At 61.5% G+C, this 16268-nt stretch carries 12 protein-coding genes; 3 read left to right on the forward strand and 9 right to left on the reverse strand.

What is annotated here, in order from left to right; all coding sequences use genetic code 11:
• Positions 1–298: 298 nt before the first annotated feature.
• Both AACX78_RS07355 and AACX78_RS07360 read right to left on the reverse strand, forming a co-directional pair.
• Entirely contained in the window at positions 299–1183 is an 885-nt protein-coding gene (locus tag AACX78_RS07355) for a LysR family transcriptional regulator (RefSeq protein WP_005312172.1), read from the reverse strand.
• Between the two features lie 109 nt (positions 1184–1292).
• Positions 1293–2048: a YciK family oxidoreductase gene (locus AACX78_RS07360; RefSeq protein ID WP_021139072.1), complete on the reverse strand. Its 756-nt coding sequence runs from the start codon at positions 2046–2048 to the stop codon at positions 1293–1295.
• Positions 2049–2270: 222 nt separating this feature from the next.
• Between AACX78_RS07360 and sohB the strand changes: the two genes are divergently transcribed.
• Complete coding sequence (sohB, locus tag AACX78_RS07365; protein WP_159165797.1) at positions 2271–3278, forward strand: protease SohB; 1008 nt, start codon at positions 2271–2273, stop codon at positions 3276–3278.
• An 89-nt stretch (positions 3279–3367) separates the two neighbouring features.
• Here sohB and astB read toward each other — a convergent pair whose 3' ends face one another.
• The gene (gene astB, locus AACX78_RS07370; protein WP_087756241.1) at positions 3368–4705 is read right to left on the reverse strand and encodes an N-succinylarginine dihydrolase; all 1338 of its coding nucleotides are present in this window, start codon (positions 4703–4705) and stop codon (positions 3368–3370) included.
• A gap of 361 nt (positions 4706–5066) precedes the next feature.
• On the opposite strand from astB, the gene topA reads away from it, so the two are divergent.
• Together topA and AACX78_RS07380 are read left to right on the forward strand one after the other, a co-directional pair.
• Positions 5067–7688 (forward strand): type I DNA topoisomerase, encoded by a 2622-nt coding sequence (gene topA / locus AACX78_RS07375; protein ID WP_111588236.1) that lies wholly within the window; start codon positions 5067–5069, stop codon positions 7686–7688.
• 114 nt (positions 7689–7802) lie between these two features.
• The gene (locus AACX78_RS07380; RefSeq protein ID WP_005312189.1) at positions 7803–7970 is read left to right on the forward strand and encodes a hypothetical protein; all 168 of its coding nucleotides are present in this window, start codon (positions 7803–7805) and stop codon (positions 7968–7970) included.
• 130 nt (positions 7971–8100) lie between these two features.
• On the opposite strand, the gene AACX78_RS07385 is transcribed toward AACX78_RS07380, so the two are convergent.
• From AACX78_RS07385 to AACX78_RS07410, 6 genes are all read right to left on the reverse strand, one after another.
• Complete coding sequence (locus AACX78_RS07385) at positions 8101–8457, reverse strand: MGMT family protein (protein WP_065401248.1); 357 nt, start codon at positions 8455–8457, stop codon at positions 8101–8103.
• 69 nt (positions 8458–8526) lie between these two features.
• Positions 8527–10080, reverse strand: coding sequence for a methyl-accepting chemotaxis protein (locus AACX78_RS07390; protein ID WP_159165798.1), 1554 nt, complete (start codon positions 10078–10080; stop codon positions 8527–8529).
• Between the two features lie 213 nt (positions 10081–10293).
• Positions 10294–12159 carry a beta-N-acetylhexosaminidase gene (locus AACX78_RS07395; RefSeq protein WP_159165799.1) on the reverse strand — a complete coding sequence of 622 codons (1866 nt, stop codon included), beginning with the start codon at positions 12157–12159 and terminating at the stop codon, positions 10294–10296.
• Positions 12160–12319: 160 nt separating this feature from the next.
• Positions 12320–13192 (reverse strand): BadF/BadG/BcrA/BcrD ATPase family protein, encoded by an 873-nt coding sequence (locus AACX78_RS07400; protein WP_159165800.1) that lies wholly within the window; start codon positions 13190–13192, stop codon positions 12320–12322.
• Between the two features lie 218 nt (positions 13193–13410).
• Complete coding sequence (locus AACX78_RS07405; RefSeq protein ID WP_159165801.1) at positions 13411–15150, reverse strand: glycoside hydrolase family 9 protein; 1740 nt, start codon at positions 15148–15150, stop codon at positions 13411–13413.
• Between the two features lie 114 nt (positions 15151–15264).
• Positions 15265–16257 carry an ABC transporter ATP-binding protein gene (locus tag AACX78_RS07410; RefSeq protein ID WP_021139062.1) on the reverse strand — a complete coding sequence of 331 codons (993 nt, stop codon included), beginning with the start codon at positions 16255–16257 and terminating at the stop codon, positions 15265–15267.
• Positions 16258–16268 lie beyond the last annotated feature (11 nt).

A 16268-nucleotide genomic window follows, 5' to 3' on the forward strand; every position in this document is an offset into this window, starting at 1 on the left:
GTGACCGGTTGGCGATGGGTGACGCAGGCAGCCTGACGGCTTGGGCTTATCTGTCGTTATCGGTCTGATATTCGTTGCGAAGACAGCGCAGCAGCAGTTCGGTGGCCGGACCCAGGGTATCGGCCGTTGATGGCGTGAGCTGAGGTATCAGTATCGCTGTCGCTGACCGAGGTTACATGTCGTTATCGGTCTGATATTCGTTGCGCAGACAGCGCAGCAGCAGTTCGGTGGCCGGGCCCAGAGTATCGGCCGTTGATGGCGTGAGCTGAGATATCAGTATCGCTGTCGCTGACCGAGGTTACTTGTCGTTATCGGTCTGATATTCGTTGCGAAGACAGCGCAGCAGCAGTTCGGTAGCAGGGCCCAGGGTATCGGCTGACGGGGTGAGCAGATAGGTATAGAGATGGCGCTCGTTGCCGCTCTCCAGATCCAGTGGCACCAGGGCGCCGCTGCCGAGCTCCTCCTGCACCAGATGGCGGGGCAACCAGGCATAGCCAAGGCCGAGTTTGAGCATGGCGATGGCTTCGTGATAGTGGGTCGCCTTCCAGCCGGTGTCGTCCGCATCGTTCCAGTCCACTGAGCGGTGGATGGGGGGATGCAAGCTTATCTGGTTGTGGCTGGCGAGCTCCTCGGTCGAGACGGCCCCCGTCAGGGCGGCGAGGGGATGTTCGGCCGAGCAGAGCGGCAGCAGGCACACTTCGTCCAGCGGCAGGCCGGTGCGATCCTGGGGCAGGTGTTCGGACAGCATGAGATCCCCTACCTGCAATGCATTGAAGTGGCAGTGAATGCGTTCGTGCAGATTGACGCGGCAGCCCCGGCTGCGGGGATAGAAGTTGGCCAGTGCCCGATAGAGACGCTCCCGCGGTTGCAGCACGGAAACATAGAGATTGATCTGCGGCTCCCACTGCCGCTCCAGGTTGTTGGCCAGATTTTCCAGCTCTTCCACCTGCTGGCTGAGCTGACGGGCCCGCTTGAGGAAGATCTCCCCTGCCGGCGTCAATACCGCCTTGCGCCCCCTCACTTCCAGCAGGGGGACTCCCAGACTCTGCTGCAGCTTGGCCACCGCATGATTGAGAGAGGATTGGCTCTTGTTCAGCGCCTCGGCGGCCTGGGCATAACCGCCGCAGTCCACCACGGCCTGAAAGATCCGCCATTGCTCAAACGTGCTCTTGGGACGAAACATATCTCAACCTGATAAGGGATCGGATCTGATAAAGGCCTTCGACAGGGTGCCGACGACACCCTATTGAATTTAACCCCATGCGGTGCAGGGTTCCGGTTATTTTGTTGATTTATTTGGGCTGGGCCACAAAGGTCTGACCGGTTTTGCCACGGCTGTCCTGTCCCATCAGGTAGAGATAGAGCGGCATCAGGTCGGCCGGCGTCTTGAGCTGCTGGGGATCTTCCGCCGGGAAGGCGCTGGCACGCATCTTGGTGCGGGTACCGCCCGGGTTGAGGGTGTTGACTCGCACAGCCGTGTTTTCCAGTTCGTCGGCCAGCACTTCCATCATGCCTTCGATGGCGAACTTGGAGATGGCGTAGGTGCCCCAGTAGGCGCGGCCTTTGCGCCCCACGCTGGAGGAGGTGTAGACAATGGAGGCCTCACCATGCTCCTTGGCGGTCTGGCGGATCAGCGGCAGCAGCGCCTGGGTCAGCAGGAATTCGGATTTCACGTTGACCTGCATCACCTCGTCCCACTCTTTCTCCTGAATATGTTCGAAGGGAGAAAGGGTGCCGAGCAGGCCCGCGTTGAACAGCACGCCGTCGAGGCGGCCAAACTGCTGGGCGAAGGTCTCGGCCATGCCGCGGTAGTGGGCGGCAGTTGCCCCTTTCAGGTCCACCGGCACTATGGCGGGAAGGGGATAACCGGCGGCCTCAATCTGGTCATAAACAGCCTCGAGTTTGGCACTGGTGCGGCCGAGCAGGATCACGGTCGCGCCGTGGGCTGCATAGGTGATAGCCGCTTCGCGGCCTATGCCGTCACCGGCACCTGTGACCAGAATGACCTTGTCCTTGAGCAGATCCCGGGGTGCCTGATAATCGAGCATGACAACTCCTGTTAACAAATTCGTGGCAGATGCGCGCGGCAATAGAGGGGCAAGTGTACTGACCCCGCACGGCACTTGACCAGTATGAGACGGCAAAAATGTGAAGAAAATAGAGGGGTTGTGATTGAATAGTGTGTTTTTTGAGCCGCTGTCGCAGAGTTTTTGCGCGAGCCCTGCAAACTCCCTAGAATGTGAAAAAACTGACTCACTATGGAGTATCAAGTGGCATTTTTGACCGAGTATGGCCTGTTCCTGGCCAAGACCCTCACCTTACTGCTGGCCATAGCTGCCGTCATCCTGATGGTGATCAGCAGCCGTCAGCCGAAATCCCGCAAGGGTGAGCTGGTGGTGACAGATCTCTCCAGCGAGCTGGAAGCAGGGCGTTACCAGTTGCAGGCGGCGCTGGCCGGCAAGACCGAGCGCAAGCAGCTGGAGAAGGCGCGCAAGGCCGAACACAAGGCCCGTGCCAAGACGGAAGACGAACGCAGTCGCCTGTTTGTGCTCGATTTCAACGGCAGCATGGATGCCAAAGAGGTGGCTTCCCTGCGAGAAGAGGTGAGCGCCGTGATAGGGGTCGCCCAGTCCGGTGACGAGGTGTTGCTGCGTCTTGAGTCCGGCGGCGGTGTGGTCCATGGCTATGGCCTGGCGGCTTCCCAGTTGCAGCGACTGCGGGACAAGGGCATCAAGCTCACCGTAGCCATCGACAAGGTGGCGGCGAGCGGCGGCTACATGATGGCCTGCGTGGCAGATCAGATACTGGCGGCGCCCTTTGCCATCGTCGGCTCCATCGGCGTGATTGCCCAGTTGCCTAACTTCAACAAGCTCTTGAAAAAGCACGACATCGAATTCGAGATGCACACCGCTGGCCAGTACAAGCGCACCATCACCATGTTCGGTGAGAACGATGATCTGGGGCGGGAAAAGTTTCGTGAGGAGCTGGGCGCCATCCACGAGCGGTTCAAGGCGTTCGTGGCCGAGCACAGACCCAACCTCGACATAGACAGTGTCACTACGGGGGAACATTGGCTGGCGAGCCAGGCCAAGGGGCTGGGGCTGGTGGATACCCTCTGCACCAGCGACGACTACCTTCTGGCCCAGGCCAGCCACCACAAGGTGGTCGGCATCAGCTATCGCAAGCCAAAGAGCCTGACCCAGAAGCTGGGCCAGCAGGCGGGCCTGGCGCTGGAGTCGAGTCTCGGCCGGCTGTGGCAGCAGAGCCCCTGGCGCTGAGGCACAGTTCAATGGGTTGAAACAAGAGAGCCGGGCATTGCCCGGCTCTCTGTTTATCATTCTGTCGCAGCAAGATCGTGAACAGGTTCTCAGCGCTGGAAGGGGTAGACGGAGCCGAGTTTGAGGATCTGGGTCAGCTCGTCCAGTGCGGTACGGGACTCCTGTACCAGTGCCGGGTCGCGCAGATCATCCAGCGCCAGACTGTCGCGGTAGTGGCGATCCACCCACTGATCCAGCCGGGCGAACTGGCTGTCGTTGATGAGGCAGGCCGGGTTGACCGCCGCCAGCTCCTGATCGTTCATGGCGACCCGCAGCCGCAGACAGGCGGGGCCACCGCCGTTGCGCATGCTCTGCTTCACGTCCATGTAGTGTATCTGCTTGATGGGGGTGCCCTGGGCGATGAGCTTGCCGAGGTAGGCCGATACCGCCGGATTGTCACGACACTCGGTGGGGGCGATGATCGCCATCTCACCGGACGGCAGGGTCAGGATCTGGGTATTGAACAGATAGGATTTCACCGCATCTTGTACCGACACCTCGGCAGTCGGTACCTCGATAAAGTGCAGCTCGCCTTCGCCGAACTTGTTGCGCACCTCGACCAGTGCCGACTCGGTATTGAGAAACGCCTGCTGGTGGAAGAAGAGCACGTTCTGGTTGCCTACCGCTATCACGTCGTTGTGAAACACCCCTTGATCGATCACGTCCGGATTCTGCTGGATGAAGACGGCACTCTCTTCACTCAAACCGTGCAGGCGGGCGATGGCCTGGCTGGCTTCCAGGGTCTGGCGGGCCGGATAGCGCTTGGGGGCGGGTTGGGAGACATCAAACGCGCTGCGGCCATAGACGAACAACTCGACCCCGGATTCGCCGTAGGCACGACACAGTCGGGTGTGGTTGGCGGCGCCCTCGTCACCAAAGTGATCGTTTTCCGGCAGGTGCTGGTGGTGATAGAAGTGACGGTCGTTGTTGAACACGGCGCGCAGTATGCGGCCCGTCACCTCGGGTTCGAGGGAGCGGTGGAACTTGTTGGTCAGGTTGGCGGGGGTGAAGTGAATGCGGCCATCCTGGGTATCGGCACTCGGGGAGACGGTGGCGGCGTTGGCGGTCCACATGCTGGAAGCTGAATAACAGGCGGCCAGCACGGCGGGTGCCTGTTTCGCAGCCTGGGCCAGCACGCTTGCATCATTGCCGGTGAAGCCGAGACGGCGCAGGGTAGCCAGATCCGGCCGCTCCTGCGGTGCCAGCACCCCCTGGGTCATGCCAAGCTCGGTCAGCGCCTTCATCTTGCGCAGCCCCTGCTTGGCGGCCTCCTTGGGATTGGACGCTTCCTTGGCATTGCTCTGGGAGGCAACGTTGCCGTAGGACAAGCCCGCATAGTTGTGGGTCGGGCCGACCAGGCCGTCGAAATTGACCTCGAAGTGCTTCATTGAGTACATCCTTTCGATTTTTATATGGGTAGCGGTTCCTTCCGCGCACAAAGCTGCGGGATGCAGCCATTATAAGGAGATTTTGTCTTTTGTAACAAGCTGATAACTAAAGTGGTTTGTTATGTTGCAAGAGCGGTTTGTTATGTCGTTTCAAATATAAAAAAGGGGTGGATATGGCATAAAAATAAAAAAGCGGTTGCTTCCCAAGGCTCGGCTTCGCATTAATAAATAAAGAGGTCAGGTGGTTCGGGCTGGTGAGCTAATTTGCTCACAAGATTGCTTTTTCGCGTCAAATCTCTTATACAGCCCCACAAAACCGCACACCAACCCCGTCGGGTGCAATGAGGATAATAGTTACAGCATGGGCAAATCACTGGTCATAGTGGAGTCTCCGGCCAAGGCCAAGACCATCAATAAATATTTGGGCAAGGACTACGTGGTGAAATCCAGCGTCGGTCATGTTCGCGATCTGCCCACCAGTGGCAGCGCTAGCAACGAGCCCAAAAAACCTGTCATTCGCGGTATAAAGCTGAGCGAATCAGAGAAGGCTGCCAAGGATCGCAATGCCCTGTTCTCACGGATGGGGATCAATCCGACCGCAGGCTGGCAGGCCAACTACCAGATTTTGCCCGGCAAAGAGAAAGTGGTCAGTGAGTTGCAAAGTCTGGCCGCCAAGGCCGACACCATCTATCTCGCAACCGACTTGGATAGAGAGGGAGAGGCCATCGCCTGGCACTTGCGCGAGATCATCGGTGGTGACGACAGCCGCTACAAGCGGGTGGTGTTCAACGAGATCACCAAGACTGCGATTCAGGAGGCGTTTGCCCAGCCATCCGAGCTGAACATCCACCGCGTCAATGCCCAGCAGGCCCGTCGTTTCCTCGACCGGGTAGTGGGTTACATGGTCTCCCCCCTGCTGTGGAAGAAGCTGGCCCGTGGCCTCTCTGCCGGCCGGGTGCAGTCTGTTGCCGTGCGTCTCATCGTCGATAAAGAGCGCGAGATCAAGGCGTTCGTACCGGTCGAGTTCTGGGATCTCAACGCCGATCTGCTGACCGGTGACAAGGCCGACTTGCGCATGGAAGTGGTCAGCCGCAACGGCGCCGACTTCAAGCCAGTCACCCAGGCTGAGACCTTTGCCGCCGTGGCCGCTCTGGAAGGGGTCGACTACAAGGTGGTGAACCGGGAAGACAAGCCGACCGGCTCCAAGCCGTCCGCCCCCTTCATTACTTCCACCCTGCAACAGGCGGCATCGACCCGTCTGAGCTTCGGGGTCAAGAAGACCATGATGATGGCCCAGCGTCTGTATGAAGCGGGTTACATCACCTATATGCGTACCGACTCCACCAACCTCAGCAAAGAGGCGGTCGAGGCGCTGCGTGAATATATCGGTGAGCAGTATGGCGCCGCCTATCTACCGGCCGAGCCGAATCTGTATGGTTCCAAGGCTGGCGCCCAGGAGGCTCACGAGGCGATCCGTCCCTCCAGCGTGCTGGTGACTGCCGAGATGCTGGAAGGCATGGAGCCGGATGCAATGCGTCTGTACGATCTCATCTGGCGCCAGTTCGTGGCCTGCCAGATGACACCGGCCCAGTACGACTCCTCCACCCTGACCGTCAAGGCCGGTGAGTTCGAGCTCAAGGCCCGTGGTCGTACCCTGCGTTTCGCCGGTTGGACCAAGGCATTGCCACCCATGGGGCGCAAGGGCGAAGACAGCCAGCTGCCGGCGGTGACAGTGGGCGAGGTGCTCAAACTGATCAAGCTGGATCCGCGCCAGCACTTCACCAAGCCGCCTGCGCGCTTCACCGAAGCGGCCTTGGTGCGCGAGCTGGAAAAGCGCGGCATAGGCCGTCCGTCTACCTACGCCTCCATCATCTCCACCATCGTGGATCGCGGTTATGTGCGGGTCGAGAGCCGCCGTTTCTTCGCCGAGAAGATGGGTGAAATCGTCACCGACCGTCTGGTGGAGAACTTCGTCGAGCTGATGAACTACGAGTTCACCGCCAAGATGGAAGACAAGCTCGATGGCATCGCCGAAGGCAGCCTGGAGTGGAAGAAGGTGCTGGACGCCTTCTACGAAGAATTTACTCAGGAGCTGGCAAAAGCGGATCGGGATGCGGAAGAGGGTGGCATGCGTGCCAACCAGATGGTGCTGACCGACATCGACTGCCCGGATTGCGGCCGCAAGATGGGCATTCGTACCGCCACCACCGGCGTCTTCCTCGGTTGCTCCGGTTACGCCCTGCCGCCGAAAGAGCGCTGCAAGAAGACCATCAACCTGGTCTCCGCCGACGAATTTGTCTCCGCCACCGACGGTGACGAGGCCGAAACCGAGGCGCTGCGTGCCAAGCACCGCTGCGGTGTCTGTGGCACCGCCATGGACGCCTACATCATCGACGACAGCCGCAAGCTGCATGTCTGTGGTCGTAACCCGGATTGCGACGGTTACGAAATCGAGAAGGGCCAGTTCAAGCTCAAGGGTTATGAAGGCCCCAGCATAGAGTGCGATCGCTGCGGCTCCGAGATGCAGCTCAAGAACGGCCGTTTCGGCAAGTACATGGGCTGTACCAATGAGACTTGCAAGAACACCCGCAAGATCCTGAAAAACGGCGACATAGCGCCGCCGAAGGAAGATCCTGTACCGCTGCCCGAGCTCAAGTGCACCCAGTCCGATGCATACTTCGTGCTGCGTGACGGGGCGGCGGGCCTGTTCCTGGCCGCCAGCAACTTCCCGAAATCCCGCGAGACCCGTGCGCCTCTGGTGGAAGAGCTCAAGCGCTTCAAGGATCGCCTCTCGCCCAAGCACCAGTACCTGGCTGACGCTCCGGCGTCAGATCCTGACGGTAACGCCTCCATCGTTCGCTTCAGTCGCAAGACCAAGGAGCAGTACGTGATGACGGAGGTCAACGGCAAGGCGACGGGCTGGACGGCGCACTACGACAACGGCAAGTGGCAGGAGAGCCTGGCCAAGTCGAAGAAGGCGTGATGGCGCGCAGTTCACACTATGATGAAAGAGGCCCCTTGCAGGGGCCTTTTTGTTGGGAGATGACGGTATACTGAAACGGCTGCAAGGATGGCAGCGCTGTACATGGAGGTTGTGATGGAGATTAACGAGATCCGGCCGGGAATGACCTGCTTGACCCGGGAAGGGACTGCCTATGTGCTGGAAGTAGACAGGCAGAGTCTGCTGGTGTTGCTGCAACGGGAGTATGAAACCATACCCGTGCAGGTGCGCAGCGACGAGATCCTGGCTCCCCTCACACTGTGACTTGAAAGGGAACAAGGAGGCATGACTGCTCTTTGATTCGAAAGGAAACCAAGACAGATAGCCGCGCTGTGACTCAACAGAACATCATGAGAAACCGCAGCGCTCTGGTTTAACAAAAAATAGCAGCGCTTTAAAAAGGGATGAGGAATAGCAGCTCGGCGAGGTCGGGCTGCCATTGCCACTCCCGCATCTTTACCCTTCCGCCTACCACAGGCACCCCCTCCTGCTGCAATCGCCCCGTCTGTTCCATAAAGCCAGTCGACCCTTTTGGCAGTGAAATAGTGCCGCCTGCGCCCAGCACGCGATGCCAGGGCAGCACCTTGTCCGTTTCCCGCAGCACCTTGCCCACCAGTCGGGCTCGACCGGGCAGCCCAGCCAGATCCGCCACCTGACCATAGCTGACCACCTTGCCGGCCGGGATCAGGGCGAGGATCGCCTCGATGCGGGCGACCTTGTTCAGGGTGGCAGGGGCTGGCTCTATTCTCATGGGTCATGACTCTCCAGAAACGACAGAAGCGCCATTGTGGCGCTTCTGTCGTGGGGGGGCAACCCGGCGTCAACCAAAGGTCTGACTGAGCCCCTTGAGCTGTCTGGCGCGCTCCAGCAGCTCCTGACTCGAGTCGTCGACCTCCTGCATCTTCTGGCTATTGGCCTGGGAGTACTGGGATATCTGGTTGATGCTGCGGCTGATCTCCTCCACCACCGCCTGTTGCTGCTCGGCGGCGGCGGCGATCTGGGTGGAGTGTTCAGTGACCAGCTCTATCTCTTCCAGTACGGAATGCAGGCTGCTGGCGCCCTGGCGGGTCATCTCGGCGCACTCGCGGGTCTGTTGCAGGTTCTCCTGCATCATCCCCTTCCAGCGTCCCAGTGTGTGCTGGATCTGCTGTATGCTGCCCTGGATCTGCTCGGTCGCCTTATGGGTGCGGGTCGACAGGGTACGCACCTCGTCGGCCACCACCGCAAAGCCGCGGCCCTGCTCACCGGCCCGCGCCGCCTCTATGGCGGCGTTGAGGGCCAGCAGGTTGGTCTGATCGGCTATGCCCTGAATTTCGCCCATGACGCTGCCGATCCGCTCCGACTCGCTGGCAAGTTCTACCGCAGAGTTGAACGCCAGTTCAGCCTGTTTGGCGAGTTGCTCGATGCGCTGTTCGGTCTGGCTCAGCTGTTTGTTGGTGTGCTCGCAGCGGCTGCGTGCCTCGTTGACCTGACCGTTGGAGTCCTGAATGTTGTGGGCAATCTCATGAGCCGTGCTGGCCATCTGGGTCATGGCGGCAGCCATCTGCTGGGTCTGGGCATCCTGTTCGTTGATGTCGAGACAGGCCTGATGGGATGCCTGTTTCAGGTTGGTGGCCAGGGTCTGCAGGGGATGGGTCGCATCGCTGATCCGGCCCAGCACGGTACGGATACGGGCCTGCAGCATCTTGATGTGAAAATCGGCGATGGCGCCCGGGCCGTCACCCGAATAAACCAGCCGGGTCAGGCTGTCATACTCCCGGCCGAGCTGCTGCAGGTAGAGGGGCAGGGAGAATATTTCCCGCCAGTAGGCGCCACCGATGAGCAGCAGGGGCAGCAGCATCAGCAGGGCTGTCATGGCACCCTTGCTGAGAAAGGCCCAGCCGAGCAGGCCGAGCAGCAGCAAGCCGAGCAGCGGCAAGCGCACGCGGTTGAGAGAGGGGAGGCTGCTGGCCGAGCCACGCTCCGTCTTGAGCAGGGCCTGATAGGTCTGGCTGGCGACGCGCTTGAGCTGGGGTTCCGGTTTGCAGCGCACCGACTGGTAACCGCTGATCCTGCCCCCCTCGTAGATGGGGGTCACATAGGCGTCGACCCAGTAGTAACGGCCATCCTTACAGCGGTTCTTCACCATGCCGCGCCAGGGCTTGCCCTCTTTGAGGCGGGCCCACAGATCGGCAAAGGCGGCCTTGGGCATGTCGGGGTGGCGCACCAGGTTGTGGTTGTGACCGACCAGCTCTTCAACGGGGTAGCCGGCAATGCGACAGAAGGCGGGATTGGCGTAGGTGATCACCCCGCGCAGGTCGGTGGTGGAAACGAGTTGTTCGTCGGCAGGAAACTCCACTTCGCTGTCCAGGGTATGGACGTCTCTGCGAGCCATAGGAATACGCTCCGATGTTCTTGTTGATAGTTTTGTCGTTGTTATTGTGGCAGATCCGGGCGTGGTTGCAGGTGATTGCCAGGGCGCGCCGAGTCGGCTTCATAGGGGGCTGAATTTTGCCAACAATGGCGGATGAATGGTAGGGGAAAGTTGGTTTTTTGTTGGTGGATGGTAAAAAAGGCGACCCAAAGGTCGCCAGACAGAAAGATAACACTACCTCTGTGGTACCCGATAACGCACCTGTAGCTGGTCGAGGATCTGCAGCTGGCCAGGCAGGCGGGCGGCGAAGTGATCCCACGCCTTGCGGGTGGCGTCGCTCCAGGCTACCTCGGCGGTGGCCAGCATGCGCGGGAACAACATATAGTCGAGACGGTCACGAGAGGTCACCAGTTCCGACCATAAGGGGCTCAGCACCCCCAGGATGTTATCGTTGGCATGGAAATCGGCCGGGGCAGGATCACATCGATAGACCTGCTCCAGATTGAGGGTGCCCGCCCAATAGAGGCCGGGTTCGCGGGGATCCTGGCTCCAGGCCAGATCCAGATAGAGGTGCTGGGCCGGTGCCATCACAACGGGATAGCCCGCAGCAGCGGCATCCAGCCCTGCCTGGAAGCTGGTCCAGGCGAAGATGGTGGCATCCCGGCTGACCTTGTCGCCGTGCAATATTTCCTCCCAACCCAGCATCTGCTTGCCCTTGCTGGCCAGATACTGTTGGCAGTGGCGCAGCAGGTGGCCCTGCAGCTCGCGGCAATCCTGATATCCCTGCCGTTGCATCAACTGCTGGCAGGCTGGGCTGTCGGTCCATACTCCGGTCGGTACCTCGTCCCCCCCCATGTGTACCAGGGGGCCCGGGAACAGCTCGCACACCTCGTCAATTACCGCCTCCAGGAACTGATAGGTGCCGGGCAGGGCCGGGTTGAGCACGTTGTCGTCGAAATATTGCACCGACAGGTAGCGGGAGCGATCCGCGTCCTCGATCAGTAGCCCGGGCAGCGCCTTGATGGCGGCGTGGCAGTGGCCCGGGATGTCGATCTCGGGGATGACGGTAATGCCGAGCCCGCTGGCATAAGCCACCAGCTCGCGTACCTCGCTTTGGGTATAGTAGCCGCCATAGGGCTCGGGACCGCCACTGAGCTGGGGCCCCACAGGCAGATCGTGGCCGCGCCAGGCTGCAATCTCTGTCAGCTGCGGGAAAGCCTTGATCTCGAGCCGCCACCCCTCGTCATCGGTCAGATGCCAGTGGAAGCGGTTGAACTTGTAGAGGCTCATCAACTTGAGCAGGCGCTTGAGGCTAGCGACGGATTGAAAGTGGCGGGCGCAGTCGAGGAAGATGCCGCGAAAACCGAAGCGGGGGGCATCGACCAGCTCGATGCAGGGCAGGCTCTCTCCGTGCTGCAGGGCCCACTGGGCCAGGCTTGTCAGGCCGTGGCGCCAGCCAGCCTCGCCAGCTGCGGCTATGGTCACCCCCTCCGGCGTGATGGTGAGGCGATAGGCTTCGGCAGCCAGGGGGGCCTCGATCAGCCGGATCTCGGCATCATGATCCTGCTCCAGCGCCAGCCCTGTCAGCTCGTTGAAATGGGCCAGCAGGCCGGTCAGCGACCCGGGCCCGCTGACATGAGCCCGCTCCGCCAGCCGGAAGTTGCCCTCCAGCAGCACCAGCTGATCCGGCTGGGGCACTATGCCGGCGAGGGGCTCGACCTCTGGCAGATCCGGGGCGCCGGGCCCGCTTGGCGGCAGGCCCAGCTCTTGTTCCAGCAAGGTGACCGGCATCAGCTGGGGGCCAGTGCTCGCCTCGGGCAGGCTCAGGAAGAAGCCCTGCGGCATGTCAGACAATCGCTTGATGGGGGTGTTGCGACAGCAAAAACGCAGCTCGCTTTGCCCCTCGGCCGGGATCAGCACCTTGTAGCTGCCGCTCTGACGCTCCAGTCTGGCACCTTCGAGGGAGGCGGGATCTATGTGGCGTGCTAGGCAGAAGTGAAGTTTCCAGGGGGCTGCCGGCAACTGGCTCAGGTTGAATCGGAACCAGACGTCCTCGCCATCGCGTCGGTCAACCTGGGTGTGGATCAGGGGTGCAGACATGAAAATTCCTCTGATGGAGTTAAGGGAACAAACAGGGCGATCATCTCCTTGTGGTACTGGTCAACCCGGGGAGGGATCCAAAGTGCAGGCATGGGTATTCCCCGGAGCGGGCAGAGGGGGATCCTGTCCCCGCCGGCGGGCAGATCAAATTGGACAAGGCTCAGTAGTGCAGACATGGGAACGCCTCCGACTGGGCAAACAGTATGGCCCCCTCCAGTGCATCGGCCTTGGGGTTGACCAGATTGAGGTGCGCCAGCCGGGGAGCGAGGCGCATGCCGATGCCGCCGAGCAGGGCAATCTGGCTGGCTCCCAGCTGCTGCATCCCCTCCAGCAGGGTATTCAGCTGGGCGCAGGTCTCGTCAAGCAGCTGGCAGGCAAGCTCGTCGCCGTCGCTGGCGGCATCGAACACCCAGGGGGCGAAGCGGCCGTAGTCGGCGGGAATGGCGCGGGCGGCCCAGCGCACCACTTCGGCCTGATCCCGTTTGAAGTGATCGAGCAAGCGGATGGCCAGCGTGCTGGGGGGCAGGATGCCGTCGTGGCAGAGCAGGGATTGCTGGATAGCGCGCAGCCCCAGCCAGGCACCGCTGCCCAGATCCGAAATGGGAAAACCGCGACCGGAACAGGTGTGCAGCTGACCGTGGCGATAGATGAGCCCGGCCGAGCCAGTGCCGGCGATGAGGATGGCCCCCTCCTCGCCGCCAAAGGCACCGAGGCAGGCACCGAAGGCATCGGAGGTGAGCCTGACGCTGGCAAAGGGAAAGGGCATTTCGAGCATGGCGTGATAGCACTCCGCCAGCTCGGCGGAGGCAAGCGCCAGCCCGACTCCCATCCGTTGCTGTGAATCGTTACCCAATCCGGCTTCAACCCTGGCCAGATCGATGGCGGCCAGCACGTTGGTGTGGGCGACCTCTATGCCGAGCTCCAGGTTGGATCCGGCGGCGCGCCCCTCACCCAAGAGCTTGCCCGCCTTGTCCCGAATGCGGGCGCGGGTGTGAGTGCCGCCGCCATCCACACCGACCCAGTACTCAATCATGCTGTCCTCCCTGTGCGCTCTGCCAGCTGATGATCAGGGCAAACCAGGCGGAATGTATGGAGGATCCACTGCTCTTCCCCAGGGCTAATGATGTCCGAGCCGCTCTCAATCATGGCGACCTCCCTGCGCGCTCTGCCAAGTGATGGCGAGGGAAAACCAGGCGGAATGTATGGAGGATCCACTGCTCTCCTCCAGGGCTAATGATGTCCGAGCTGCTCTCAATCATGGCGACCTCCCTGCGCGCTCTGCCAAGTGATGGCGAGGGCAAACCAGGCGGCGTGCGGGATCCACTGCTCCCCCCAGCGCCAGTTCTGATCCAGCCGATCCTTGTACTGCTCAGGAATGAAGGCAAGGTCGTTTTCATCATCGAACCCTGCTGTGATGCCGTTGCAGATGCCGCCGAGGGCATTGGGATAACCGGCTGTGTAGCCCGGGTTGTTGATGCCGTGGCCCGCCAGCATGCAGACGTTGAACGGGTTCTGCCCCAGGATCCAGTCGAGCTGGCGCTGGCCGAAGCCGAGCAGCGGCCCGGATTGCTGCGGGAGCTGCTCGGCGGCGGCAAAGGCCATGGCGGCCAGGGAGGCCAGTCGGGCATTCTCCCCCTGCCACCAGTAACCGGATTCGTTGTGGTGGGGCATAAAGAAGCTGACGCGAGGCGCTTCATCCACCCCTTTTACATACTGGCGGGCGAGGGAGAAGGGGTTGCCTGCTTGGGCGCAAAGTGCCAGCTCGGCGGCCAGCGCCTGCTGCACCACGGTTTTCACCTGAGCCCTGCGCCCCTGATCCGGCTCTACGCCTAAATATTCCAGCAGCGCCAGCACCGGCAGACCCGCTTCGGCGGCGTGGTAGTAGGGGCGTGAACCATCCTCATTGGCCGACCAGTAGTGACCCAGCTCCGGATGGATGCGTTGGCGAGCGCAGAGCTTGCTGGCCCACACTCTCGCCTCGCTTAGCCACTCATGGCCTAGGGTCTTGGTCAGCTCGACCGTGGCCAGCAGGGCGCAGTAGTCATCGATGATGTTCTCGGTCCCGTCGTCGAGATAGGCGAGGTTGTGCTCGCGCAGGTGCAGATAGCCACGGCTGGCCGCCTCGGCGTAGCGGCTGGCATCGAAGTCGCCACTGACGCTCTCGCGGGCGGCGCGGGCCAGCGCGGCGATAGCCATGCCCCCCCCTTGCCGGAAACCGGCCTGCCAGTTGGCGGATTTGATCCCCTGCTGGGTGGCGTAGGCGCACAGCTCGCGCTGCTCCGGGTCCTTGCTCCACTTGTCGAACAGCGTCATGAAGAAGAAGCCCGACTCATCCTGCATCCGGCAGAGGAAATCGGCGCCGTGCAGCGCCTCGTCATTGAGCCGCTTGCACAGGTTCACCCCGTCTATGTCGCGGCGTGGGGCCAGCAGTTCCCGGCACTTGAGCAGGGCCCACACTACCATGGGGGTCTGCTGGGGGTTGAGGTAGTTGGCGTAGGAGAGGTGGCTCAAGTACTTGCTCATGTCGCCACTGGCGTCGAACCAGCCGCCGTGCACATCTTTGTGCTGGTCGGTGCCAAACAGGCAGGCAGTGCGGTCGGCTCGATCGAAGGCGCCGCTGGCGCGCTGGCCCTTGAAGTAGTGAATGACGTCGGAGAGGCAGCGGCTGGCCAGCAGATCCTGGCCGATGGCGAAGCGGGTAGAGCGGACTATGCGCTGCTCCGTGGCGGCTGCGCCTGTGGGGGCAGTGATCGCCTCCAGCCGGTAGTGGCCGGGCTCCTTGAATGCGGAGAAGTCGGCGCTTAGGTAAGCGCGGCCCTGCCAGCCAGGGACCTCACCGGCCGCTTGCAGTTGGGTTTCAAACAGCGTCTGGCCATCGCTTAAGCGTTGCAGCCTGACATAGCCGCCGAGATCATGGGCAGGGGAGGTTTGTAGCAGGGCGACCTTGTGCCCGTCGCGCTCGTAACCCACCTGATTGATCAAGAGTTCCATCAAGGTATTGCTCCTGTGGTTCACCCCATTGCGGTGAGGCACATAGCGGGGCCGTGGTGGCCCCGCATCGAGGCATGGCCGGACTGGCTTGTCCGGCCGTTTTAGTGGCGAGTATCACTCGTAGAGATAGCAGCGCACGAAGTGGTTGTCGGCGAGTTTGGTGATGGGGGGCAGCTCATCCTTGCAGCGGGCCATCGCCTGGTTGCAGCGCCCGGCGAAGGGGCAGCCACAGGAGTCCGGCGTCCAGAGCGGTATCTCCCCCTTGCGGCCCCCCTCCAGCGCGGCGTGGATGCTCTTCTCGGGGTCGGGCACCGCCGAGATGAGCAGCTGGGTGTAGGGGTGCTGCGGGTGGTGCAGTATCTCGTCCACCTCGCCCCACTCCACCATGTGACCCACGTACATCACCGCCAAGTCTTCCGCCACATAGCGTGCGGTGGCGATGTCGTGGGTGATGTAGAGCATGGAGACCCCCAGCTCGTTTTTCATCTGCTCCATCAGGTTGAGGATGCCGATGCGAATGGAGACGTCGAGCATGGAGGTGGGTTCGTCCGCCAGCACCACTTCCGCCTCCACCGCCAGGTTGCGGGCTATGTTGACCCGCTGGCGCTGGCCGCCGGAGAGCTGGTGGGGGTACTTGGCCGCCGTGGCCTTGGCCGGGGTCAGTCCCACTTTTTCAAGCAGGGTATAGACCATCTCGGGCAGATCTTTCTTGTCGATCACCTTGCTGTGCAGCAGCAGGGGGCGGGCTATGTGGTGGTAGATGGTGTGGGTCGGGTTGAGAGAACCGAAGGGGTCTTGCCACACCATCTGCACGCTCTGGCGATAGTCGAGCAGGGCCGTGCCCTTGTTGAACTCCTCCAGATCCCGGCCGCGATAGAGGATGCGGCCGCTGGAGAGCTTGTACATCTTGGCGATGATCTTGGCGATGGTGCTCTTGCCGGAGCCCGACTCCCCCACCACCGCCAGGGCGCGGCCCCGGTGCAGGTTGAAGGTGATGTCGGAGAGGGCCCGCATCTTGCCGCTCTTGATGGCATTGGAGTTGACGGGGAAGTCCTTGTAGAGGTGCTGGACTTCGATGATGGGCGCGTCGGTTTGGGCGATTTGCATGACAGACATCC

Source organism: Aeromonas sp. 9A (assembly GCF_963900955.1).
GTDB classification, from domain to species: Bacteria; Pseudomonadota; Gammaproteobacteria; order Enterobacterales; family Aeromonadaceae; genus Aeromonas; species Aeromonas salmonicida.